General features: G+C 69.5%; 25 protein-coding genes. 13 read left to right on the forward strand and 12 right to left on the reverse strand.

Features of this window, described 5'->3' with window-relative positions; translation table 11 throughout:
- Positions 1–227: 227 nt before the first annotated feature.
- On the reverse strand, positions 228–1,754 hold the full coding sequence (locus AC07TY_RS07170) for an MFS transporter (protein WP_494784843.1): 1,527 nt from the start codon (positions 1,752–1,754) through the stop codon (positions 228–230).
- Between the two features lie 162 nt (positions 1,755–1,916).
- Positions 1,917–2,507 carry a hypothetical protein gene (locus AC07TY_RS07175; RefSeq protein ID WP_488624640.1) on the reverse strand — a complete coding sequence of 197 codons (591 nt, stop codon included), beginning with the start codon at positions 2,505–2,507 and terminating at the stop codon, positions 1,917–1,919.
- Between the two features lie 90 nt (positions 2,508–2,597).
- On the opposite strand from AC07TY_RS07175, the gene AC07TY_RS07180 reads away from it, so the two are divergent.
- A complete protein-coding gene (locus AC07TY_RS07180; RefSeq protein WP_494784844.1) occupies positions 2,598–3,122 on the forward strand; it encodes a DinB family protein in 525 nt (174 codons plus the stop codon).
- 38 nt (positions 3,123–3,160) lie between these two features.
- On the opposite strand, the gene AC07TY_RS07185 is transcribed toward AC07TY_RS07180, so the two are convergent.
- A complete protein-coding gene (locus AC07TY_RS07185) occupies positions 3,161–3,673 on the reverse strand; it encodes an NUDIX hydrolase (RefSeq protein WP_494784845.1) in 513 nt (170 codons plus the stop codon).
- Between the two features lie 138 nt (positions 3,674–3,811).
- Here AC07TY_RS07185 and AC07TY_RS07190 point away from each other — a divergent pair, with 138 nt between their 5' ends.
- The 9 genes from AC07TY_RS07190 to AC07TY_RS07230 all read left to right on the forward strand — a co-directional run bounded on the left by AC07TY_RS07190 (position 3,812) and on the right by AC07TY_RS07230 (position 13,016).
- On the forward strand, positions 3,812–4,282 hold the full coding sequence (locus AC07TY_RS07190; RefSeq protein WP_123505406.1) for a hypothetical protein: 471 nt from the start codon (positions 3,812–3,814) through the stop codon (positions 4,280–4,282).
- A gap of 138 nt (positions 4,283–4,420) precedes the next feature.
- Positions 4,421–5,392 carry a cysteine synthase A gene (gene cysK, locus AC07TY_RS07195; RefSeq protein ID WP_494784846.1) on the forward strand — a complete coding sequence of 324 codons (972 nt, stop codon included), beginning with the start codon at positions 4,421–4,423 and terminating at the stop codon, positions 5,390–5,392.
- Between the two features lie 2 nt (positions 5,393–5,394).
- A complete protein-coding gene (gene cysE, locus AC07TY_RS07200; protein ID WP_123505405.1) occupies positions 5,395–5,925 on the forward strand; it encodes a serine O-acetyltransferase in 531 nt (176 codons plus the stop codon).
- A 56-nt stretch (positions 5,926–5,981) separates the two neighbouring features.
- Positions 5,982–7,130, forward strand: a complete 1,149-nt coding sequence (locus tag AC07TY_RS07205) for an acyltransferase family protein (protein ID WP_494784847.1) — start codon at positions 5,982–5,984, stop codon at positions 7,128–7,130.
- Entirely contained in the window at positions 7,130–8,416 is a 1,287-nt protein-coding gene (locus AC07TY_RS07210) for a SufS family cysteine desulfurase (protein WP_494785047.1), read from the forward strand. Before AC07TY_RS07205 ends, AC07TY_RS07210 begins: the two co-directional genes overlap by 1 nt.
- Positions 8,416–8,871 (forward strand): Fe-S cluster assembly sulfur transfer protein SufU, encoded by a 456-nt coding sequence (gene sufU / locus AC07TY_RS07215; protein WP_494784848.1) that lies wholly within the window; start codon positions 8,416–8,418, stop codon positions 8,869–8,871. Before AC07TY_RS07210 ends, sufU begins: the two co-directional genes overlap by 1 nt.
- Positions 8,872–9,036: 165 nt before the next feature.
- Complete coding sequence (locus AC07TY_RS07220; RefSeq protein ID WP_494784849.1) at positions 9,037–10,377, forward strand: LCP family protein; 1,341 nt, start codon at positions 9,037–9,039, stop codon at positions 10,375–10,377.
- Between the two features lie 55 nt (positions 10,378–10,432).
- A complete protein-coding gene (locus AC07TY_RS07225; protein WP_123505401.1) occupies positions 10,433–11,011 on the forward strand; it encodes an alpha/beta hydrolase in 579 nt (192 codons plus the stop codon).
- A 439-nt stretch (positions 11,012–11,450) separates the two neighbouring features.
- On the forward strand, positions 11,451–13,016 hold the full coding sequence (locus AC07TY_RS07230; RefSeq protein ID WP_494784850.1) for a glycosyltransferase family 39 protein: 1,566 nt from the start codon (positions 11,451–11,453) through the stop codon (positions 13,014–13,016).
- A 27-nt stretch (positions 13,017–13,043) separates the two neighbouring features.
- Here the strand turns inward: AC07TY_RS07230 and AC07TY_RS07235 are convergent, their stop codons facing one another.
- The 4 genes from AC07TY_RS07235 to soxR form a co-directional block, all read right to left on the reverse strand.
- On the reverse strand, positions 13,044–13,688 hold the full coding sequence (locus tag AC07TY_RS07235) for an MOSC domain-containing protein (protein ID WP_494784851.1): 645 nt from the start codon (positions 13,686–13,688) through the stop codon (positions 13,044–13,046).
- A 123-nt stretch (positions 13,689–13,811) separates the two neighbouring features.
- On the reverse strand, positions 13,812–14,201 hold the full coding sequence (locus tag AC07TY_RS07240) for an antibiotic biosynthesis monooxygenase family protein (protein ID WP_494784852.1): 390 nt from the start codon (positions 14,199–14,201) through the stop codon (positions 13,812–13,814).
- A 65-nt stretch (positions 14,202–14,266) separates the two neighbouring features.
- Positions 14,267–14,725, reverse strand: coding sequence for an acyl-CoA thioesterase (locus AC07TY_RS07245; RefSeq protein WP_494784853.1), 459 nt, complete (start codon positions 14,723–14,725; stop codon positions 14,267–14,269).
- Between the two features lie 17 nt (positions 14,726–14,742).
- A complete protein-coding gene (gene soxR, locus AC07TY_RS07250) occupies positions 14,743–15,192 on the reverse strand; it encodes a redox-sensitive transcriptional activator SoxR (RefSeq protein WP_494784854.1) in 450 nt (149 codons plus the stop codon).
- Between the two features lie 137 nt (positions 15,193–15,329).
- On the opposite strand from soxR, the gene AC07TY_RS07255 reads away from it, so the two are divergent.
- The 3 genes from AC07TY_RS07255 (at position 15,330) to AC07TY_RS07265 (ending at position 17,364) form a co-directional block, all read left to right on the forward strand.
- Positions 15,330–15,953 (forward strand): superoxide dismutase, encoded by a 624-nt coding sequence (locus AC07TY_RS07255; RefSeq protein WP_123504556.1) that lies wholly within the window; start codon positions 15,330–15,332, stop codon positions 15,951–15,953.
- 31 nt (positions 15,954–15,984) lie between these two features.
- On the forward strand, positions 15,985–16,119 hold the full coding sequence (locus AC07TY_RS07260; RefSeq protein ID WP_494784855.1) for a hypothetical protein: 135 nt from the start codon (positions 15,985–15,987) through the stop codon (positions 16,117–16,119).
- Positions 16,120–16,200: 81 nt separating this feature from the next.
- Positions 16,201–17,364, forward strand: a complete 1,164-nt coding sequence (locus AC07TY_RS07265; RefSeq protein ID WP_494784856.1) for a Gfo/Idh/MocA family protein — start codon at positions 16,201–16,203, stop codon at positions 17,362–17,364.
- Between the two features lie 80 nt (positions 17,365–17,444).
- Here the strand turns inward: AC07TY_RS07265 and AC07TY_RS07270 are convergent, their stop codons facing one another.
- The 5 genes from AC07TY_RS07270 to AC07TY_RS07290 form a co-directional block, all read right to left on the reverse strand.
- Complete coding sequence (locus AC07TY_RS07270) at positions 17,445–18,488, reverse strand: hypothetical protein (protein ID WP_494784857.1); 1,044 nt, start codon at positions 18,486–18,488, stop codon at positions 17,445–17,447.
- Positions 18,489–18,681: 193 nt separating this feature from the next.
- On the reverse strand, positions 18,682–19,590 hold the full coding sequence (locus AC07TY_RS07275) for a cation diffusion facilitator family transporter (protein ID WP_494784858.1): 909 nt from the start codon (positions 19,588–19,590) through the stop codon (positions 18,682–18,684).
- Complete coding sequence (locus tag AC07TY_RS07280; protein ID WP_199738221.1) at positions 19,590–19,967, reverse strand: ArsR/SmtB family transcription factor; 378 nt, start codon at positions 19,965–19,967, stop codon at positions 19,590–19,592. Before AC07TY_RS07280 ends, AC07TY_RS07275 begins: the two co-directional genes overlap by 1 nt.
- 281 nt (positions 19,968–20,248) lie before the next feature.
- Positions 20,249–21,028, reverse strand: a complete 780-nt coding sequence (aroD, locus tag AC07TY_RS07285) for a type I 3-dehydroquinate dehydratase (RefSeq protein ID WP_494784859.1) — start codon at positions 21,026–21,028, stop codon at positions 20,249–20,251.
- On the reverse strand, positions 21,025–21,882 hold the full coding sequence (locus AC07TY_RS07290) for a shikimate dehydrogenase family protein (protein WP_494784860.1): 858 nt from the start codon (positions 21,880–21,882) through the stop codon (positions 21,025–21,027). The genes aroD and AC07TY_RS07290 overlap by 4 nt, the downstream gene beginning before the upstream one ends.
- Positions 21,883–21,916 lie beyond the last annotated feature (34 nt).

Consider the following 21,916-nt stretch of genomic DNA (forward strand, 5'->3'; position numbering starts at 1 on the left):
CCCGGGGCGACAAAAGTTGCACTTTCGCCGCAAGCGCGGGCCCTCACGTCGACGTCGACGTCGACGTCGGCTTCGGCTTCGGCATCGACGCAGCCGGGGCCCACCGCGACCGCCGCCGCCCCTCACGACCAGGCCGCCGCCACCCGCACACGCGGAACGGCCCCGGGCACGACACGCAGAACGGCCCCGGGCACCAAGCCCGGGGCCGTTCCGTACTGCGGTGAGCGCTAGTGCGCGGCGACCGGCACGTCGCTGCCACTGTGCTCGCTGGCGGCAGCGACCTCGGCCTGACGGACGCCGTGGGGGCGGATCAGGAGTCCGCCGATGAGCGCGATGATCAGGAAGACGCCCGTCGCGATCCAGAAGGCAAGGTGGTACCCGGAGAGCGTCGCGTTGGCGATGTCGGTCGGGGTGCGACCGTGGTCGTCGAGGTAGGACGTGATGGCGTTCGCGCTGAGGGTCGAGAGGAGCGCCGTTCCGATGGAGCCGCCGATCTGCTGCGCCGTGTTGACGGTGGCCGAGGCCACGCCGGCGTCCTCGCGAGCGACGCCCGAGGTGGCGGTGTTCATGGCCGACGAGAAGATCAGGCCCATTCCGAGGCCCATGACGATGAGGCCGGGAAGGACGACGCCCGCGTAGCTGGAATCGAGGCCGATCCGCGTCAAGAGTGCGAGGCCGCCGGCGGCGATGAGGGCGCCGACGAAGATCAGCAGACGCGGCCCGACGCGCGGCAGCAGGCGGCTGCCGAACAAGGTGGCGCTGAACATGATCGACAGCGGCATCGGGAGGAACGCCACGCCGGTCTTGAGCGACGAGAAGTTCAGCGTCTGCTCCATGTAGTAGGTCAGGAACAGGAACACGGCGAACATGCCGATTCCGGCGAGGCCGACTGTGAGGTACGCGCCGCCGCGGTCGCGGTTCAGGATGACCCGGAGCGGGAGCAGGGGGTGCTTGACGCGCTGCTGAATCAGGACGAACGCGATCAGGAGGACGACGCCGGCCGCGAGGCAGGCGATCGTGACCGGGTCGCTCCACGAGCTGGTCTCGGCGTTCGAGAAGCCGTAGACGATTCCGACGAGCCCGGCCGTGACCGTGACGACGCCGGGGACATCGACCTTGGGCTTGTGAGCGACGACGCCGCGCGCCTTCAGGAACACGATCGCGCCGACGAGGGCGAGGACTGCGAAGACCACGTTGACGAAGAGGCAGAAGCGCCAGGAGGTGTACTCGGTGAGCACACCGCCAAGGAGGAGGCCGACGGCCGCTCCCGAACCGGCGATGGCGCCGAAGATGGCGAACGCCTTGCTGCGCTCCTTGGGCTCGGTGAAGCTCGTCGTCATGACGCCGAGTGCGGACGGGGCGAGCAGCGCGCCGAACACGCCCTGCAGAGCACGAGCGGCGACGAGAGCGCCGAACGAGTCGGCGGCCCCGCCCAGGACGGAAGCACCGGCGAAGCCGACGAGCCCGATGATGAAGGTCGTGCGGCGACCGAAGATGTCCGAGAGGCGGCCGCCGAGCAGGAGGAGGCTGCCGAACGCGAGCGAGTAGGCCGTGACAATCCACTGGCGGTTGTCGTTCGAGAAACCCAGGTCGGCCTGCGCCGAAGGGAGAGCGATGTTCACGATGGTGGCATCGAGAACGACCATCAGCTGAGCCAGCCCGACGATGGCCAGGATGATCCACTTGTGGTCGCGGGCAGCGGGTGCCGGCGACGAGTTCGGTGCCGCGGTCGCGGCAGAGGTGGTCGAGGTCATTGCATCCTGACGGTCGTGAAAACGGGAGGGAGAAAAGAAGAGGCGTTCACCGTTGGACGCAGTCGCGAGGCTACGGGGAGCCACCGACACTCGGACTCCAAGCGTGCAGTCACCGCAATCATTCCCTGATTCGCGGGAAATCCTCAGAGAGTTACAGAGAGTTCACGAACGGGCCTTGCCCGATGCACTCGCCGCGAGGGTGGCGAGGTCGATGTCCAGCAGCAGCTTGACTCGCTCGTCTCGCCCCTCGCCGTAGCCGACGTCCGGCACGACGACGCTGGTGACGTGGCTCATGATGGCTCCGCCGATGTCGTTCCAGGCTCGGTCTCGCGCGGCGAGGACGATCTCGTCGACGTAGGCGTCATCGGCCGCCAGGGTCTCGAGACGCGAGGCGATCGTCGTGTAGATGGTCTGCCGCGAGGCGAGTGCAGTGTTGTCGTCGGCACGGTAGTCGAACTGGTGGCGCGAGCGTCCGCTCGACTTGAGAGCCTTGGCCCGCGTGTCGACCATGCGGCCGGCGAGCTCCACCTGCTCCTCGGCGAGGTGCGCCAGCTCGTCGCGCACGGCGACGGCTGTCTCGACGACGTCGAACGACTCCTGCTCGCGGAGCGCGCTCACGATGATCCGGTTCGCGACGGCGATCGTGGCCGCCGACTTCGCGATGAGCAGACCGTCGGCGACGGCGCCCTCGACCTCTGCGGGGTCGACGGTCTCCGCCGCGAGGCGGGCGCGCTTGGACTTGGATCTCACCACCCCTCAACGCTAGCGCGACTGGCGGTGGTTCGACGATGCGTGGCAGTCCGAGCAGGCGCGGATGTCGGCGGGCACCCCTACTGTCGTCGCATGGCGATCACCCCCGACACGAAGAACTGGACCTGGGTCCTCGAGAGGCCGTGCGCCGACTGCGGCTACGACTCCAGCGCGACGGCGTTCGACGACGTGCCGCGTCTCGTGCGAGAGAACGCCGCCGCGTGGCGGCCACGCCTCGCAGAGCCCGACGCGCGAGACCGACCCGACGACGCGACGTGGTCGCCTCTCGAGTACGGCGCGCACGTCCGCGACGTCTTCCGCGTCTTCTCGACGCGCCTTCAGCTCATGCTCGACGACGACGCCCCGACGTTCCCCGACTGGGACCAAGATGCCACCGCCGTCACCGACGACTACGCGTCGCAAGAACCGACCGTGGTCGCCGACGAGCTGCTCGCGTCGGCAGCGAGAATCGCCGACGCGTTCGAGGCCGTGCGCCCCGAGCAGCTGCCGCGCACGGGGCTGCGCTCCGACGGCAGCGGGTTCACGGTCGAATCTCTCGCCCTCTACTTCGTCCACGACCCGATTCATCACCTGCACGACGTGACGGCGACGCCCTGAGACGAGAGAAGCGCAGGAACTCGGGGCACTCACCCCGCTCAGACCGAGAACGCCGCTTCCGGGCGACCCGTCAGCGCTGCGGTGACGCGCTCCGTCATGTCGGCGCTCATGGTCGGCATCGCATCCGCGGCGAACCACCTCGCCTCGGTGTTCTCGCCGTCGGCCGGCCGGGGGTCGCCCGAGACATAGCGGCAGACGAAGGTGTGGTCGATGTACTGGGCGCGGTCGCCGTTGGGATACGTGATCTCGTCGGTGACGCCGATTCGAGCGAGCCGGACGGGCACGACGACGAGGTCGGCCTCCTCGAGCACTTCGCGAGCAGCGGCTGCGGCGGGCTGCTCTCCGGGATCGATGATGCCGGTCACGGGTGTCCACGCACCCGTGTCGCTCCGCTTCACCAGCAGGATCTCCGCCGAAGCCGAAGCCGAAGCCGATGAAGTCCGCGGCGACCCGTCCAGGTCGCGCACGACGACGGCGGTCACGCCGGTGAGCCAGAGCGGCGCGGTCCCGATCTTCTCGCGGAGGGCAAGGACGAATTCGGGGGTGGCCATGCGGGCAGGCTAGCAAGCGACGCGCCCGGGAACCCCGTGAATTGGGGGCACGATGCCCCGGACGGGGGACTCCCCGGGGTTGGTTGCACCCGGGAACATAAACGTGGGCCCGACGGGCGGGCCCAGGGGAGTTCCATCGTGACCATCGTCAATCCTTCGGCAGCCGACGCGCTGCGCGAGATCGAGCTGCCGTCGTCGTGCCTCAAGGCCGGCAACGGGCGAGGCGTGCCCATGCGCCGCTACTCCATGCTCGACTCCACCCTTCTTCTCACCGCGGTCCAGTCGATCGTCATCGCCACGCTGCTTCCGCTCGAGGGCAACGTCAAGCTCGCCGCGATCATCCTCGGCGTCGTCTTCACCGCCATCGCCGCCGTGATCAGCCGCCGCCGTGCCATCCGCAGCAAGGCCGTCCGCGACGAGCGCGCCGCGATCATCCGCTGGCTCGCGATCCACACGCCGCTCGACCACCGCAGCCGCCTCGCGCTCGCCTGGGCCGAGCCGCAGGAGATCGGCGACCGGCAGTACGAGTTCCGCTCCCTGACGGGCGGGCGGCAGCTCTCGCTCATCATCGACCTCGACATCCAGGTCGCATCGCTCGCGACCCTGTAGGGCCGCGTCGCCGGCACGGCGGGCCCCGACGGCGGGCTGCGAGTTCCTGCGCCCGTGGTCTGTTGAGAACTCCGGCGGCGAATCGGCGCCCGAGCCTAGAATCGTCTCGCCCCGCAATCGCGACGAAACGAGACGACAGTGACCCCGACGACAGCGTCAGACGCAATCGCAGTAACCCCGAAGATCTTCGGTGACATCACCAAGGCCTTCGGCAACACCCCCCTGGTTCGAATCAACAAGCTCGGCGGCTCCGAGCGGGCCGAGATCCTCGGCAAGCTCGAGTTCTACAACCCGGGCAGCAGCGTCAAAGACCGTCTCGGCGTCGCCATCGTCGACGCGGCTGAGGCCTCGGGCGAGCTGACCGCCGGCGGAACGATCGTCGAGGGCACGAGCGGCAACACCGGAATCGCCCTGGCGCTCGTCGGCGCTGCGCGCGGCTACCGGGTGGTCATCACGATGCCCGAGACGATGAGCGTCGAACGACGCGTGCTGATGCGGGCGTTCGGTGCCGAGATCGTGCTCACGCCGGGTGGCGAGGGCATGCGCGGCGCACACGACCGAGCCGAGCAGATCGTCGCCGAGACCCCCGGTGCCGTGCTGGCGCACCAGTTCGAGACGCTCGCCAACGCCGAGATCCACCGCACCACGACGGCGCAGGAGATCCTCCGCGACACCGACGGCAAGGTCGACATCTTCATCGCCGGCGTCGGAACAGGCGGCACGATCACGGGTGTCGGCCAGGTTCTCAAGGAGAAGGTCCCCGGCGTCCAGATCGTCGCGGTCGAGCCCGCCGACTCGCCCCTGCTCTCGCAGGGCAAGGCCGGCCCGCACAAGATCGCCGGCATCGGCGCGAACTTCGTGCCCGAGGTGCTCGACACCAGCGTCTACGACGAGGTCTTCCCGGTCGAGCTCGACGACGCCCTCCGCGTGGCGCGTGAGCTCGCCAGCGAAGAGGGAATCCTCAGCGGCATCTCGTCGGGAGCGATCATGCACGCGGCCCTCGAGATCGCGCAGCGTCCTGAGAACGCTGGCAAGCGCATCGTCGCGATCGTCTGCGACACCGGTGAGCGCTACCTCTCGACGGTGCTGTTCAGCGACCTGACGGACTAGGGGTGCGGCTGATCGCGCGCCTGCGCGACGACGTCCGTGCCGTCCGGCGCGGCGACCCTGCGGCGCGCGGCACGGCCGAGATCGTCATCGTCTACTCGGGGCTGCACGCCGTCTGGGCCTACCGGTTGACGTCGAGACTGTGGCGCGAGCGCCCCTTCCCGGGTGCCCGCTTCGCTGCCCGACTGGGGTCGCAGACGGCACGATGGCTCACCGGCATCGAGATCCATCCGGGCGCGTCGATCGGCGACCGCCTCTTCATCGACCACGGCATGGGCGTCGTGATCGGCGAGACGGCTGTCATCGGCGATGACGTGCTGATGTACCACGGGGTCACTCTCGGTGGTCGGGGCATCTCCGGGTCAGCCCGTCGGCACCCGACCGTCGGCGATGGCGTCATGATCGGAGCGGGGGCCGCGATCCTCGGGCCGGTCACGGTCGGCTCGGGCGCACGCGTCGGCGCCGGGGCCGTCGTGACGGCCGATGTGGCTCCGGGGGCGACCGTCGGCGGCGTCCCGGCGAAGCCCCTCGACTGAGCCCGGTCGGGGGACGGACTCAGCAAGCACTTACGACCAGGGAGTTCACTGTCCTAATGGCGCCCTCCACCCGAAGTCCCGCCCGAATCCTTCCGCTCGACGGACTCCGCACCCTCGCGATCCTCGCAGTGGTGCTCTACCACCTGCACGTGCCCGGGTTCTCCGGCGGCTTCGTCGGCGTCAACGTCTTCTTCGTGCTCTCGGGTTTCCTGATCACGTCGCTTCTGCTCGACGAGCACCGCAAGTCGGCGACCATCAACCTGGGCCGCTTCTGGGTGCGCCGCATCCTGCGCCTGTATCCGACTCTTCTCGTCGTAGTCGTCGTCGGTGTCTCGCTGTGGTTCCTGGTCGGCGACTACGGCTACTCCGACGTGGGCGCCGCCAGCGGCGCCCTCATCGCGCTCACCTACACGGGCAACTTCATGCGCGCCTTCGGCCACGTGTCGCAGGGCGTCTTCGCCCCCGGCTGGAGCCTCGCGATGGAGGAGCAGTTCTACCTCGTATGGCCGCCGATCCTGCTCCTGATGCTGTCGCGGGGCATCCGCCGCCGCACCGTCGCCTGGATCGGCGCCGGCGCCGTCGTCGTGTCGTGCACCCTCGCCGCGGTGTTCTACGACGCCCCGTCCGGCATCGCCACTCCCGACATCTACTTCAGCCCGGTCTCGAACCTCGCCCCGCTGATGATGGGCTGCGTGCTGGCGCTCGCCCTCACTCACGAGCGGGTCTGCACCTTCTTCTCCGGCCGCATGTCGATGATCTCGTCGAGCCTCGGGTTCGCCGGCATCCTGGCAGTCCTCTTCCTGATGCCCGACGACTGGAAACAGGACGCAGGAACATTCGCCCTCACTCTGCCGGCCGCCGGTCTGGCGACGACCCTCCTCGTCGCCGGGGTCAGCCAGGGGTCGCGCACGACGCCCGTCGGAGCACTCCTCTCCTGGCGTCCCATGGCCTGGTTCGGCCGCAACGTCTCGTACTCGCTGTACCTGTGGCACATGATCGTCCTGGCGCTGCTCGAGCCGTACGTGCACGGACTGGGTGGCAAGTTCCTGCTGCTGGGAGCGTCGTGCGCAGTGGCCGTCGGAAGCCACTTCGCCATCGAGCGCCCCTTCCTGAAGGTCAAGAAGCGGTTCGAGCCGGCTTCGTGGTCGCGGCCTGTGGAGAACCCTCGCCCGACTCAGCCGAGTATGCAATCGTTGAAGGTGTGATCAGCACCTCCTCGTCTTCCGTCGGCTCGCTCAGTCGCTACCGCGCCGACTTCCCCGGCCTCCAGCAGGAGGTCAACGGCGAACCGCTCGCGTACCTCGATTCGGGCGCGACCGCGCAACGGCCGTCGGCGGTGCTGGATGTCGAGAGGCGGTTCCTCGAGACGACGAACGCCGCAGTCCACCGCGGCGCTCATACCCTGGCCGCCTTGGCGACCGAGGCGTACGAAGAGGCTCGCGAGACTGTCGCTCGCTTCGTCGGCGCCCGGTCGAGCGACGAGATCGTCTGGACGTCGAACGCCACCGACGCGCTCAACCTCGTCGCCTACGGCATGGGCAACGCGACTCTGGGTCGCGGCGGACCTGAGGCGAGCCGCTTCGTCCTGGCTCCCGGCGACGAGATCCTCGTCACCGAGGCCGAGCATCACGCCAACCTCGTCCCCTGGCAGGAACTCGCAGCTCGCACCGGCGCGACGTTCCGCTACGTGCCCGTGCACGACGACGGCACCTGGTCGATCGACGACGCGGCTGCGGCCCTGACCGATCGCACCCGGGTCTTCGCCTTCGCGCACGTCTCGAATGTCACCGGACACGTCGCTCCCGTCGCCGAGCTCGCCGAGCTCGCGCACGGCGTGGGTGCCCTCGTCGTGCTCGACGCCTGCCAGTCGGCTCCGCATCGCGCGCTCGACCTGGTCGGCCTCGGCGTCGACTTCGCCGCCTTCTCGGCGCACAAGATGCTCGGCCCGACCGGCATAGGCGTGCTCTGGGGGCGTGAGGAGCTGCTCGACGCCTTGCCGCCGTTCCGCACCGGCGGCTCGATGATCACGACCGTGACCATGGAGTCGTCGAGCTTTCTGCCATCACCCGCGCGGTTCGAGGCCGGCACGCAGCCGGTTTCCCAGTCCATCGCACTCGCCGAGGCGGTCCGCTACCTGGAGCGCGTCGGGCTCGAAGCCATCGACGAGCACGAGGCGCGCCTCGGCCAGCGTCTGGTCGACGAGCTCGGTGCCCTGCCCGGTGTCCGCGTCGTCGGCCCCGCTTCGGGCGTCGCGCGTGCCGGTCTGGCGAGCTTCGACGTGGCCGGTGTCCACGCCCATGACGTCGGGCAGTTCCTCGACGCGCAGGGGATCGCGGTGCGCGTAGGCCACCACTGCGCGCAGCCGCTGCATCGCCGGCTCGGGCTGACAGCGACTACGCGCGCCTCGACCTACCTCTACTCGACCGACGACGAGATCGACCGCCTGGTGCAGGGCGTCTCCGAGGTCCGCGCCTACTTCGGAGCCGAGTGATGTCCGACGCACTCGCAGGCCTCTATCAGCAGGTGATCCTCGACCACGCCAAGGCACGGACCGGCGATCGCGAGCTGCCGGGTGCCGACGCGGAGCACTATGAACGCAACCCCACGTGCGGTGACGAGATCACCGTCCGGGTCGTGATGGAGCCCGGCACCGACACCATCCGCGAACTCGCGTGGCAGGGCGACGGCTGCTCCATCTCCATGGCGTCGGCATCGGTCCTCGCCGACATCGCGCCCGGCCTCACCCTCGCTGAGCTGGCCGAGCGCACCGAGGCGTTCCGGGGCATGATGCGTTCGAAGGGCGCGGGCGAACCCGACGAAGACCTTCTCGGCGACGCGGTCGCCTTCCAGGGCGTCTCGAAGTTCGTCATGCGCGTGAAGTGCGCGATGCTCTCGTGGGTCGCCGCCGAGGCGTGCTCGACTCAGCTCCTCGCCAAGGTTCGCTAGCCCGTCACAACGGTCTGCACCGGCGGACACGCCCGGCCGGCGGGCGTCCTTCCGCAGAAAACTCCCACCCGTCGCTTAGCCTGTGGAATCACCGGCGACGGCGGCCGCCAGGCGATGTCATGCGCCCGGCGAGCTGCTGAGGCGCCGGCCGACGCAGGGAGCGGGATGGCGCAGGAGAGCAAGGTCGCGCAGGGCGGCAAGGTCGCGCAGGTCAAGCACGGTCAGCTCAGGCGGCCGCATCCCGTCGCGTCGCTGCTGCGCCTGGTCGCCGTCGTGGTCGCCGTGGGGCTCGTCTCATCCGCCTGCGTCGTCGCCTACGCGGCCCATGATGTCGTGACCACCGCTGCGCCGCCCGTCCACATCCCCCACCTCCCGGGGCACACGGCCGAGCCTCCGCCCGAGGCGCCGGCCGGGCAGACCGTCGGCGAGGTCAACATGCTTCTCATCGGCACCGACACCCGGACCGGGCAGGGCCAGGACTACTCCGACTCCGCGAATCAGGACGCCAGTACGGGCGCCGGCAACAACGACGTCAACATCCTGCTGCACATCTCGAAGGACCACTCGAGCATCTCCGTCGTGAGCTTCCCCCGCGACCTGATGATCCCGATTCCGTCCTGCCCGACAGCCTCAGGCGGCTACTCGTACTCGAGCAGCAAGGCGATGCTGAACACGGCCCTCAGCCGCGGCGGCGACGACCGGCACGGTCTCGCCTGCGCCGTCCTGACGATCGAGCAGCTGACCGGGCTCGACATCCCCTATGCGGCGAGCGTCACTTTCGCCGGCACCAGCGCGATCTCCACCGCGATCGGAGGCGTCACCGTCTGCCTCGCGACGCCGATTCAGGACGACAACGTCGATCCGCCGCTCGACCTCAAAGCAGGCGAGCAGACCGTGGTCGGCGACGAGGCCCTGTCGTTCCTGCGCAGTCGCCACGGAGTGGGAGACGGAAGCGACCTCGGCCGCATCAGCAACCAGCAGGTCTTCATGTCGTCGCTGGCTCGCCAGCTCACGAGCTCCTCGACGTACGCGAACCCCTTCAAGCTGTTCGCGATCGCCTCGGCGGCCTCGAAGAACATGCTCCTCTCCGACACGCTCAACGTGAAGACGCTGATCGGAATCGTCCAGGCCGTGCAGACGGTGGGCCTGTCGAACATGGTCTTCGTGCAGTACCCGGTCGGGGAGGACCCCGACGACAGCAACCGCGTCGTGCCGAACGCGTACGCGGCCGGGCAGCTGAATCAGGCGCTCATCGCCGACCGGCCGATCGTCCTGACGGGCACGACCGGAGACGCCGCCGAGACCGACCCGTCGAGCACGCCGTCGACGGGGGCCACCTCGCCTCCATCGACGCCCGCGTCTCCCGGATCGACCTCGCCAGCCACGACGCCACCGGCCTCCACGCCCGCGAAGACCACGGCTCCCTCCGCGTCGGTCACTCTGCCGCCGTCGGTCACGGGGCAGACCGCCGCGCAGAAGACCTGCTCCAAGAAGGGGCAGTACTAGCGTCACGTTTCGTCACGTTGCGCGGGCCCACCCCCGGGCGTCGGATGATCGTCAGGTGACTTCATCGACCCGCGGAACCGTCGTCGTCCTCGGCGGCGGCGACCCGGGCGGCGACCTCGGGCATGTCGTCGACGCCCTGGCGCTCGCCGGGTTCCGGGTCGAGACGCTTCCTGACGTCACGCCCGATATCGAGTCCGCGCGGGCCGCGGTCGTCCGGGCCTTCGACGACACGGCCAACGACCTGCCGCGCGTTCTGGTGGGCTCCGGAGTCGGTGCGACCCTCGCAGCGGGCCTCGCCGCGTCGCGTCCCATCGGCATCGAGGCCCTCGTGCTGGCGAACGTCGTGACCGCGTCGTCGCGGGGCGTCGAGCTCCCGGACGGCATCGCCCTGCCGGCCGCCCGCTCCGTCCGCCAGCCGACGCTGGTCTTCCACGGCGATCGCGACGCCGTGACCGACATCGCCGACGCGGCCAGTTGGGCGACCCAGCTGCCGTTCGGCGTCGTGCGCGTCGTCCACGGCGGCGGGCACGACGTGCTCGGCGGGGAGTCTCGACGGTCGGTGGCCGCGGCGATCGTGCTGTTCGTGGAGCGGCAGCGCGCCGGGGCGCCGGTGCTGACGGACGGGTTCGCGTAGTTCCTGCGTCCTGCGTCCTGCGCCGTGCGCCGTGCGCCGTGCGCCGTGCGCCGTGCGCCGTGCGCCCTGCGAGTCGCGCGCACCCGCCCGCAACTCAGGCGATCTGCTCGCCGCGCGCCGCATCCACGAGGATCGCGACGCTCGCTGGAGCACAACGCCTGAGTCGGCTGCGTTCATCAGGTGAACGAGGACGGCTCGGACACGCGGGCGAGGTCGCCGTAGCAAGGCGTGACGGCGCCGACGACGCGGGCGGGCTCGAGCAGGGTCGCGCGTCCTGAGCCCCCGCGCGTCCCGACTTCGACGTGCGGCGCTCCTGCGGCGCGAATCGCGCTCGACGGCACCCGACTGCGACTAAAGGATGTCGGCTGTTCTGACGATTCCCAGGTGGTGTTTGCCCATTCTTAGGATTGTCTTGGGACGCATCCTGTTTTCTGGACGGGTGAGTTCTTCCCCCGCCATCGCGCGCCTGTCTCCCGCGCCGCTCCGCTCAGGCCGGGTCGCGCACCGCCGCGGCGACCTCCGCCTCGGCTGGGCACTCGGGCTGTTCGCCTGGGCCCTGGCCTCCGCGTGGTCGTGGGTGCCGTCGTTCTGGGGTGACGAGGCGGCGAGCGTTCTCTCGGCAGAGCGGCCGCTCCCGAGCCTCTTCCGGATGTTGGGCCACGTCGACGCCGTCCACGGGACGTACTACCTCGGCCTGCACTTCTGGATCGAGATGTTCGGCGCCTCGCCGTTCTCCGTCAGGATGCCTGCCGCGATCGCGACGGGCCTCGCCGCCGTCGGGCTGTACTTCCTGGTCCGCGAGCTCCGCTCCCGTCGGCTCGCTGTCACCGCGGCTCTGCTCTTCGCCGTCGTGCCGCGCACGATCGCGTTCAGCGACGAGACGCGCGCCTACGCCTTCAGTGCCGCCATCGCCGCCTGGTCGCTCTTCCTGCTGGTGCGGCTGGTCGGCCGCGGTGTCACCTCGAAGCGATGGTGGCTGGGCTACGGCCTGCTCTTAGCGGCGGGTGTCTACACATTCCTGTACTTCGGGCTCTTCGTCGTCGTTCACGCGCTTGTCCTGCTCCAGGCCCGGGTGCCGCGCGACATCCTGAGACGGTGGGCGCTTGCGACAGCCGGCGCGGTGATGGCGGCGGCTCCTGTCATCGTCTTCGGCCTCGGGCAGCACGATCAGGTCGGGTTCCTCGCGCGCCGCGAGACGGTGACGCCGCACTCGATCCTCGTCACGACCTGGTTCGGCGAGTGGTGGTTCGCGGCGATCGCCTGGGTTCTGATCGTGACGGCGGTCGCGTTCTTCGTCATCGACCTCGTCCGCGACCGCCGAGTCGACCTGGGCGCGGCCGAAGTGGGCCGCCCCCGGCCGATCAGCCTCACCTGGCTGGGCATGGCCTGGTTTGTCGGCCCTCTCCTCATCCTGATGGCCGGCAACCTCGTGGTGGCCGACTTCACTCCTCGCTACCTCTCGTACTCCGCGCCCGCGGCGGGTCTTCTGATGGCCATCGGACTCGTCCGGATCGCAGGACTGATCGGCCGCACCCGACCGCGCCGCACTCTCGTCGCGACCATAACCGGCGTGGCGCTGCTCTTGGGCGTCGCAGCGCCGATCTACGCCGCCTCCCGCACGCCGTACGCGAAGAACAACACGGGATGGCAGTCCATCAGCGAGGTCGTCGGCACCAGCGCGCACGCCGGCGATGCCGTCGTGTTCGACGAGTCCACGCGGCCGTCACGTCTGGTCCGGCTCTCGATGTACCTCTATCCGGCCGGCTACCGGGGCCTCCGAGACGTCACTCTCGAGACGCCGTACGCCGACACGAACTCGTGGCACGACTCCGTCTACACGGTCGATGAGGCTCTGAGACACGACCGCTTCGACGGCGTCACGACCGTCTGGCTCGTCGAGTACGGCGACGACGACTACGGCCTGAAATCGCTGCAGGACGCCGGCTACGCAATCGCCTCGACGCACACGGCGCACAACGCGACGATCCTCGAGCTGACGAAGTAGCCGGAGGCGGTGCGGGTGGAGCCCGACTCAGGCAGAGACACGCCGGAGAGCCTTCACCGCGACGTCGAGCACCGGCTGAGCGACGAACGAGCCGCCGTCGGCTGCGTCGACCAGGAGACGCGCCCGATCCGGGCTCAGGCCCGCGAAGCACTCGGCGATGGTGATGCCGTGCGACGGCCGGTCGGTGACGATCACGGGGTCGCCTGCGGACACCGAACCTGAGGAGACGACGCGGAGGTACGCGCCCGTCCTGTTCTCGGCGGTGAATCGCTTCACCCAGCGCGGCTCCTTCATGCGGCGGGCAAAGGTGGCGCAGGGCGTTCGGGGCATCGTCACCTCGAGCACGAGCGCGTCGCCGATCCGCCAGCGCTCGCCGATGACGGCCCCGCCCACGTCGACCCCGGTGGTCCTGAGGTTCTCGCCGAACAGGCCGGGGGCGATCTCGCGCTCGAGCAATCCTGCAAAGTGGGCGGCATCCTCGTCCGAGAAGGCATAGACCGCCTTGTCGGCCCCGCCATGGTGCGTGCGATCGGCCTGGACGTCGCCGTAGACGCCGAGCTTCCTCACGGCGACGGGCTCGTCGAGGGGAGTCTTGTCGATGGCGGTGACGCCGACGTTCCCCGAGTCAGGACGCAGGCGGGCGACACGGCAGACGGCGGTGATAGCGGGCATGCCTCCATGGTGCCATCCGGTCGACGAGACGACCAGGGGCGCAGGAACTGAGGAACCGCCGCCGAGCCGCACCGCAGCCGCGCCCGGCGTCCGTCTCCGCCGCTCCGGCTCGCCCCTTCCGGGCTAGAGCTCGACGACCTCGAACTCGAGGAGGTCGGCGCCCGTGGCGACAGGCGTGGGCGCGGTGGCTCCGTCGGCCGCCGCAGCCTGGGCGCCGTGTCCGGCGCTGTCGGCGTGTCCGGCGCTGGCGCCGTGTCCGTCGCCGTGCGGGGCCGGGCCGCCGTGGCCGTGGGCCGCCTTGGCGCCGTTCTCGGCCCAGTCCTGGAAGCTGGCCTCGTCGGCCCACGTCGTCACCACGAAGTAGCGGTCGTCGCCCTTGATCGGGCGGAGCAGCTGGAAGCCCTCGAAGCCGGCGGCGCCGTCGACCGAGTGCTTGCGAGCGGCGAAGCGCTTCTCGAGCTCGGCTCCGTGGCCCTCGGGAACGTGGATGGCGTTGATCTTGACGACTGACATGGGCTCTCTTCGGCTCAATTTCGGGAGGACGGCGTCAGCCTAGCGAGCACGTCTTGGTGCGCGCTTCAGGCCATGGACCCTGGGATCCGGTCGCGGTCGTAGGTGATGTCGGTGTAGCCGTGGGGGAGGGGCAGGCCCTCCGGTCCGAGGTTCACGAAGACGATCTTGTCGATGGTCAGGATGCTCTGGCGCGTGACCATGTTCCTCACCTCCGCGCGCATGGTGAGCGACGTCCGGCCGAAGTGCGTCGCGCGCAGGCCCATCTCGATCAGGTCGCCCTGGACTGCGCTCGACACGAAGTTGATCTCGGAGATGTACTTCGTGACGACGAAGCCGTTGCCGAGCTGGAGGATGGCGTAGATCGCGGCCTCCTCGTCGATCCAGCGGAGCAGGGACCCGCCGAGCAGCGACCCGTTGGCCTTCAGGTCTTCAGGACGGACCCACTTGCGCGTGCGGAAGTTGATGGAGTCGGGATCGGACGCGGGAACCCGAGTTCCTGCGGGGTCGCCCTCATGTTCTGACATGCATCGATCGTAGCGAATCAGGAGGGCAGGACTCGTTGGGGGCCTGCCCCGTCGCCCGCGAGCTCGTCCTCAGGATTCAGGAGGGAGCAGGTTCCGAGCGACAGGCAACCGCAGCCGATGCAGTCCGTGAGCTGGTCGCGCATCCGGGTGAGCGTGGCGAGGCGCTCCTCGACATGGATGTTCCAGGCGTTCGAGATGCGCTGCCAGTCGGCGCGGGATGGCGCGCGATCAACCGGGAGCGAGTCGAACATCGCCGCGATGTCGGCGAGCGGGATGCCGAACCGGACTCCGAGCCGCACCATCGAGACGCGTCGCAGGGCGTGGCGCGGGAACATGCGCGTTCCGCCGACCGTTCGAGTTGACTGGACGAGGCCCTTCGACTCGTAGAAGCGGATCGTCGCCACAGTGGCGCCGGAGCGCTTTGCGAGCTCCCCGATGGAGAGGGCGTCTCCTGCGGTCTTCGTCATGTGTCGTCCAAACCGAGTTCTCACCTGAGTGGGAGCTTGACCTCAAGTGCACTTGAGATCCTAGGCTGGAAACGACTCCGAATCACCGCGGAATGCACCGCCCAATCCGGCGGCACACCCAAGAGAAAGCGACAACAGTGGCTGAATACACTCTTCCCGACCTTGCGTACGACTACTCGGCCCTCGCGCCGAGCATCTCGGGCCAGATCATGGAGCTGCACCACTCCAAGCACCACGCGACCTACGTCGCCGGCGCGAACACCGCCAACGCGGCCCTCGCCGAAGCCCGCGAGAGCGGCAACCTCGCGAACGTCAACAAGCTCGAGAAAGACCTGGCGTTCAACCTCGGCGGCCACGTCAACCACTCCATCTTCTGGACCAACATGTCCCCGGACGGCGGCGACAAGCCCACCGGCGACCTCGCGTCCGTCATCGACGACCAGTTCGGCTCGTTCGACCAGTTCGTCGCGCACTTCACCGCGGTCGGCCTCGGCGTCCAGGGCTCCGGCTGGGCCGTCCTCGCCTACGACATCGTCGGCCAGAAGCTCAGCATCTTCCAGCTCTTCGACCAGCAGGGCAACGTGCCCTTCGGCCTCGTGCCCCTGCTGATGCTCGACGTCTGGGAGCACGCCTACTACCTCGACTACAAGAACGTCCGCGCCGACTACATCAAGGCGTTCTGGAACATCGTCTCCTGGCAGAACGTCCAGGACCGCTACACAGCCGCCACGACCAAGACCGACGGCCTCATCGTCCTCTAGTCGTTCGTGCCTCAGCGCCCGTCACCTCACGGTGGCGGGCGCTTGTGCGTGGCGCCTCGACGGCCTCGGCCTCGACGGCCTCGGCCTCGACGGCCTCGGCCTCGACGGCCTCGGCCTCGACGGCCTCGGCCTCGACGGCCTCTCTCCCGTCCGACTTCTGGCGTAGCGAGCCGGACTTTTGATTGACAGTCGGCAGAAGTCTCGGTTAGATCAGAGCAGACCGTCTCCGAATCTCGAAGGATCACTCATGGCTCCCACACCGCTGCGTGTCGCCATCATCGGTACCGGCATGATCGGCGCAGTCCACCGGCGAGCCGCCCGAGACGCGGGTGCCGAGGTCATCGGAGTCCTCGGCTCGTCGCCGTCCCGCTCCACCGAGTTCGCATCGCAGTGGGGCGTTCCCAGGGCATACGCGGCCTTCGACGACCTCCTGGTCGACTCGCCCGACGTGATTCAGATCTGCACCCCGAACGGCACCCACTTCGACTACGCCATGCAGGCCATCCGCGCCGGTGTCGCCGTCGTGTGCGAGAAGCCGCTCGCGATGACGGCCGATCAGGCGCAGGAACTCGAGGCTGCCGCACTCGCATCCGGGGTCGTCGCCACCGTCCCCTTCGCGTACCGCTACCACCCCCTCGTCCGCGAGCTCCGCTCTCGGCGCATCGCCGGAGAGTTCGGCGACGTCCTTCTCGTCCACGGCTCGTACCTGCAGGACTGGCTGCTCGATCCGCAGTCGTCCTCGTGGCGGGTCGACGCGGGGGCCGGCGGTCGGTCCCGCGCCTTCGCCGACATCGGCTCGCATTGGTGCGACCTGGCCGAGTTCATCTCGGGTGAGCGCTTCACCGAGGTATCGGCGACGACGTCGATCGTGTACCCGATGCGTCCTGAACCTTCTGGGCTGTCTTTCGGGGGCGCGTCGGACGGCTCTGCGCCGATCCGGGAGGTCACGACAGAGGACACCGCCATCGCCACCTTCCGCACAGCGTCGGGCCGCACCGCCAACACCGTGATCTCGCAGGTCAGCGCCGGCCGCAAGAACCGCCTCTGGGTCGAGGTCGACGGATCGGCCGGCTCTGCGGTCTTCGACCAGGAAAACCCCGACAGCGTCTGGATCGGCGGGGAGGCGTCGTCGACGATCCTGCACAGGGCCTCGGGTGACGTCTCCGCCGATCAGGCGCGGCTCAACCTCGTGCCTTCGGGCCACCCGCAGGGCTATCCTGACGCCTTCGCGGCCTTCCTCGCCGACACCTACGCGGCTGTGCGGGGCGGGGCCCCCGAGGGGCTCCCGACTTTCGCCGATGGCGCTCGCGCCGCCCGCATCATCGATGCGGTGCTCGAGAGCGCGTCGTCGTCGTCCTGGATCCCGATCCCCGATGGTGTCTCCGCGTTCGCCGGAAGTCGAGCCTCGTGAGCTGTCGTCTGGCGTGAGCTCGTTCTGGTCGCGGAGCAGGTGGTCTACGTCGCAAGCCGGAGACCTCATCAGTTCCAAGCTCACGAGCAAGCCCGGCCGGCCCGCGCGAGGGAGCTCATGGCGTCGGCATCCCGCTGGGCTCGGACCTCGGACGAGGTGAGCCTCCCCCGGGGCGCCCCGAGGTGAGCCTCATCGATCGCCGCGGGGCTGACGCGGCACCGCCAGGGCCGCCGGCCGCGAGGCCGGACCCGTCGGAGCGGTCGCACGCCGATGGCTGCCGTGGAGTCGCCGAGGTGCCGCTGGACGGCTCGCGTCGTCGCCAGCCGGATCTGGTCCCATGCGTGGCGAACCATGGTCGAGCTCATGCGCAGCGGCATCTTGCCGTCGATGGCGATCGCGAGGTCCTTCGTCCGGTCGGCTTCGAACGTCGACTGGTGGAACTCGCGGCCGTCCAGCTCGACAGCGACGACGCCGTCCACCACCAGATCGATCGACTGACCCGTGCTCACCGCCACCTGCGCCTCGACGTGGTGGCCATCGGCGATGTACCGGACCCTCGCGACGGACTCCAGGACGCTCTGCGACTCGGCGTCCGACCAGGTGGCCACCCCGCGGGCGTCGGCGGGAAGGCTGTCGAGCACCTCCCGCAGATCGTCGACGCTGTAGAGCGATGAGCGCCGGGCCCAGTCCCACAGGGCGACGGCGGCCTCGAACGACGAGTCGAGGAGGGCCCGCCGAAGGGCGTCCCTCGCGTCGACGACCGTGTGGTCGCCCCTGTCGACGACGTGCTGACGGTCGTGGACGACGCGGACGCCCGGCGCCCGTCGGAGTCGCGCGGCGTTCCGCGGGACGGACACCGCCAACGGGATGTCGGTCTGCCAGGTCCAGGCGCCGAGCAGGACGACAGCAGCGATGCCGGTCAGACGACCGCCGACTCGCAGAGCGACGAATCTCGGATCGGCCTCGGTGAAGGTCGTGTACCAGCCTCGCCGGGCCCGCCGGACGGCGCCGCTGCGGACGGCCCGGGTCAATGTACGACTGCTGAACGGGAGGTCGCGCCGAGGGAGGGCGCCGCCGTTGTCGAGGACGTACTGGTGGACGGACTGGAGTGTGCTCTGGTTCATGCCGACAAGGTTCGCGGCCGTGACGGCGCCGTGGAGCATCGTCGGCGGATCTGTGGATAACTTCTCCGAGCGGCGAAGGTGGGGATAACCCCGGCGGTCCGGGGGCTGCTCAGGAGGGTTGTCGCCGGCGGGGCGCGGGACCCGAGTTCCTGCGCCCTGGCTTGCTCAGATCGCCTGAGTGCGCGCCGCCCGCCTAGGCGTGGTCGACGTGCTCGTGCGCTTGGTGCGCGACCGGCTCGAGCTGGAAGGTGGAGTGCTCGATCTGGACGCTGAAGTGCTCCAGCACGCACGATTGGAGGTCGTCGAGGATCCGGGGCGCGTGCCCGTCTTCGAAGCAGCCCTGCTCGACGACGACGTGCGCGCTCAGGATGGGCAGGCCCGTCGCGATCTGCGACGCGTGGAGGTCGTGGACGCCGCGGACATGCGGCAGCTCGAGCATGTGCGTGCGGACGGCTTCGAGGTCGAGACCACGCGGTGTCGACTCGAGCAGGACGCCCGTGGTCTCGCGGAGGAGACCGACCGTGCGGGGGATGATCAGGACGGCGATGAGCATGCCGGCGATCACGTCGGCGCGGGTCCAGCCGGTCAGCGAGATCAGGATGGCAGCGGCGATGACGGCGACCGAGCCGAGGGCGTCGTTCAGGACCTCCAGGAAGGCCGCGCGCAGATTCAGGTTCTCGCCACGGGACGACGACAGGACGGCGAGAGAGGCGACGTTGCCGAGGAGGCCGATGATCCCGAAGATCAGAAGCGACGACGACGGCACCTCGGGCGGGGCGAGCAGTCGCTGCACGCCCTCGACCAGCGCGTAGATGCCGACGGCCAGCAGCACGGCGGCCTGACCCAGCGCGGCGAGTACCTCGGCGCGGCGATAGCCCCAGGTGCGGGCCGATGTCGCCGGACGGGACATGAGCCCCGCGGCGACGAGCGCCGCGGTGAGTCCCGCGACGTCGGTCAGCATGTGGCCGGCGTCGACGAGCAGCGCGAGGCTGTCGGTGGTGACGGCTCCGACGACCTCGGCGATCAGGATGACCGACGTGATCGCCAGGGCGATCGACAAGCGGGTGCGGGACGACGTCGCCGCCCCGTGGTCGTGTGACATCAGCCCTCCCCGTGGTGGTGCCGGATCGGGGCGCCCACCGTGTGCTCGGCCTGATGGATGGCGTCCTGGACCAGCTTCGAGACGTGCGTGTCGACGAGCCGGTAGAACACGCGGTTGCCGTTCTGACGGGTCGAGACCATGCGCGCCATCCTGAGTTTCGCGAGGTGCTGCGAGACCGCGGTGGGCGACTTGCCCACCCGCTCGGCGAGGGCGTTGACCGACAGCTCTCCTGAGTCGAGCGCGAGGACGAGCCGCACCCGTGTCGCATCGGCGAGCATCGCGAACACCTCGACCGCGACCTCCACGAAGGTGTCGTCCGTGATGTCGTCGTCGAGTGCGGCCGCTTCGTCGGGGATCACCTGCGAATCTTCGAGCATGCGTAGATAGTTGCACGGTGATCGCCTGCGGGCAATGGAATTGCGCCCTTATTCAGGAAAACGGGCGCGTTAGGGTCGGCAGCGCGCGGATTAGCGCGGTTGCGGGAGCAGATCGCCTGAGTTCCGTGCACCGCCGCCGCAGCGAGGCCGCACCGCATCGCACCGCACCGCAAGCGCACCACACCGCACCGCCCCACCACCGCACCGCAAGCGCACCACACCGCACCGCCCCACCACCGCACCGCAAGCGCACCGCGCCTCCGCGCGAGCGCGGCCGCAGGTCAGCCCTGCGCCGCGTGGACCAGCTGCAGCACGGCGCGCAGCTCATGCGCGTCGACCTGGCCGGGCGCGCTCGCGGTCCCGGCCGACCCGAACGTCGCGCACGATCCGAAGGTCTCGCCGGCGAGGCGGCTGACGACACCGAGCGGCCCCATCGACATGGTGATCGCCGGGCGCACGGCTCTGGTCGAGGTGAACTCCGCGGTCGCCTGCAGCAGGGTCAGGACGTCGCCAGGAGTATTGGGCATGACGGCGATCTTGACCACGTCCGCTCCGAGATCCTGCTGGAGGGTCAGCCGCGCGACGATCTGCGCGACCGGCGGCGTGCGCTCGAAGTCGTGCGACGACATGATCACGGCGACTCCGGCCTCGTGGGCGCCGTTGACCAGGCGCTCGAGCGATCCGAGCTCGGTGAACATCTCGACGTCGACCGCGTCGACGAGTCCGGAGTGGATTGCGAGACGGAGGAGCGACTCGTAGTCGCGGGGATCGATGTCGCGTGCCCCGCCCTCCGGCTTCGAGCGGAACGTGAACAGCACCGGGACGTCGTCAGGCAGCTCTTCGCGCACCGTCTCGAGGAGCTCGAGCACCTCGGTGTGGTGCTCGACGTCGTCGAAGTGGTCGACGCGCAGCTCGACGAGGTCGTAGTCGTCGCGGGCGAGCCCGCCCACGGTCATGCGCACCGCGTCGAGGCTCGCGCCGACGATCGGGACGATGATCTTGGGTGCGCCGGCGTCCAGCATCAAGCCTCGGAGGGACGCGGGGCGGAAGGTCTCGGTCACGAGTCGAGGCTACCGGCGGCCGATGGTGCAAGCCCCACGGACTCCCGCATGGCCTGCCTGATTCCCGTCTCGCCATCGATGGGTTCGTCCTGAGCCCGTCCCGTGAAGAGACGGATCTGCCCGATCGCCTGCTCCACGAGCATGTCGAGCCCGCTGACGGCGGTGGCGCCCGAGGCCCGCCAGGCCGAGGCGAGGGGGCTCGGCCAGGGGTCGTAGGCGACGTCGAGCAGGACGGCATCGGGCGACGACGGCGTCATCTCCGGAAGCGGAACCCCGCCGGGGAGAGTGCTGATGACGAAATCGTGGGGCCCGCTCGCGGGAGCGCTCGACAGCGAGTCGACGGCGAACGCGATGTCGAGGGCCGAGGCGACCGCCTCGAGTTCCTGCGCCTTGAAGGGATCGCGCAGGAACGCCGACACCGAGCGCGCCCCGAGCTCGTGCGCCGCTGTCAGTGCCGAGACGGCCGTCGCACCTCCGCCGAGGATCGCCACGCGCTCGTGCCGCCCCTCGTGCGCCTCCGAGATCGCGCGCGTGATGCCGTCGACGTCGGTGTTGTGCCCGGCCATCGTGCGGCCCGCCCCCGTGCCTGAGAAGACGACCGTGTTCGCGACACCCAGCTGTCGGACCAGCGGCGACGCCGAGTCGAGCATCGCCACGACCTCGCGCTTGAGCGGCATGGTCAGGCTGAGACCCAGCCAGGAGTCGTCGAGCGAGTTCAGGAGGTCAGGGAGCTCGCCCGACGCCACCTCGCGCCGTCCGTACTCGTGGTCGAGCCCGAGGAGGCGGTACGCCGTCGACTGCAGGGTGGGCGAGAGGGAGTGCTCGATGGGGGAGCCGAGGACGGCGAGACGCATGCGACAACCCTACTGAGCGGGTCGCCGAAGTCAG

It is taken from the genome of Frondihabitans sp. GW821-FHT04F02 (assembly GCF_059420045.1).

Excerpts from the sequence above, each read along its gene's own strand:
- soxR (WP_494784854.1), bottom strand. The coding sequence starts at position 15,192 with ATGACGAAGACCGCAGGAGACGCCCTCTCCATCGGGGAGCTCGCAAAG.
- AC07TY_RS07205 (WP_494784847.1), top strand. The coding sequence starts at position 5,982 with ATGGCGCCCTCCACCCGAAGTCCCGCCCGAATCCTTCCGCTCGACGGA.
- sufU (WP_494784848.1), top strand. The coding sequence starts at position 8,416 with ATGTCCGACGCACTCGCAGGCCTCTATCAGCAGGTGATCCTCGACCAC.
- AC07TY_RS07245 (WP_494784853.1), bottom strand. The coding sequence starts at position 14,725 with ATGTCAGAACATGAGGGCGACCCCGCAGGAACTCGGGTTCCCGCGTCC.
- AC07TY_RS07280 (WP_199738221.1), bottom strand. The coding sequence starts at position 19,967 with ATGCTCGAAGATTCGCAGGTGATCCCCGACGAAGCGGCCGCACTCGAC.
- AC07TY_RS07275 (WP_494784858.1), bottom strand. The coding sequence starts at position 19,590 with ATGTCACACGACCACGGGGCGGCGACGTCGTCCCGCACCCGCTTGTCG.
- AC07TY_RS07265 (WP_494784856.1), top strand. The coding sequence starts at position 16,201 with ATGGCTCCCACACCGCTGCGTGTCGCCATCATCGGTACCGGCATGATC.
- AC07TY_RS07290 (WP_494784860.1), bottom strand. The coding sequence starts at position 21,882 with ATGCGTCTCGCCGTCCTCGGCTCCCCCATCGAGCACTCCCTCTCGCCC.
- AC07TY_RS07270 (WP_494784857.1), bottom strand. The coding sequence starts at position 18,488 with ATGAACCAGAGCACACTCCAGTCCGTCCACCAGTACGTCCTCGACAAC.
- AC07TY_RS07220 (WP_494784849.1), top strand. The coding sequence starts at position 9,037 with ATGGCGCAGGAGAGCAAGGTCGCGCAGGGCGGCAAGGTCGCGCAGGTC.
- AC07TY_RS07235 (WP_494784851.1), bottom strand. The coding sequence starts at position 13,688 with ATGCCCGCTATCACCGCCGTCTGCCGTGTCGCCCGCCTGCGTCCTGAC.
- AC07TY_RS07185 (WP_494784845.1), bottom strand. The coding sequence starts at position 3,673 with ATGGCCACCCCCGAATTCGTCCTTGCCCTCCGCGAGAAGATCGGGACC.
- AC07TY_RS07170 (WP_494784843.1), bottom strand. The coding sequence starts at position 1,754 with ATGACCTCGACCACCTCTGCCGCGACCGCGGCACCGAACTCGTCGCCG.
- AC07TY_RS07240 (WP_494784852.1), bottom strand. The coding sequence starts at position 14,201 with ATGTCAGTCGTCAAGATCAACGCCATCCACGTTCCCGAGGGCCACGGA.
- AC07TY_RS07180 (WP_494784844.1), top strand. The coding sequence starts at position 2,598 with ATGGCGATCACCCCCGACACGAAGAACTGGACCTGGGTCCTCGAGAGG.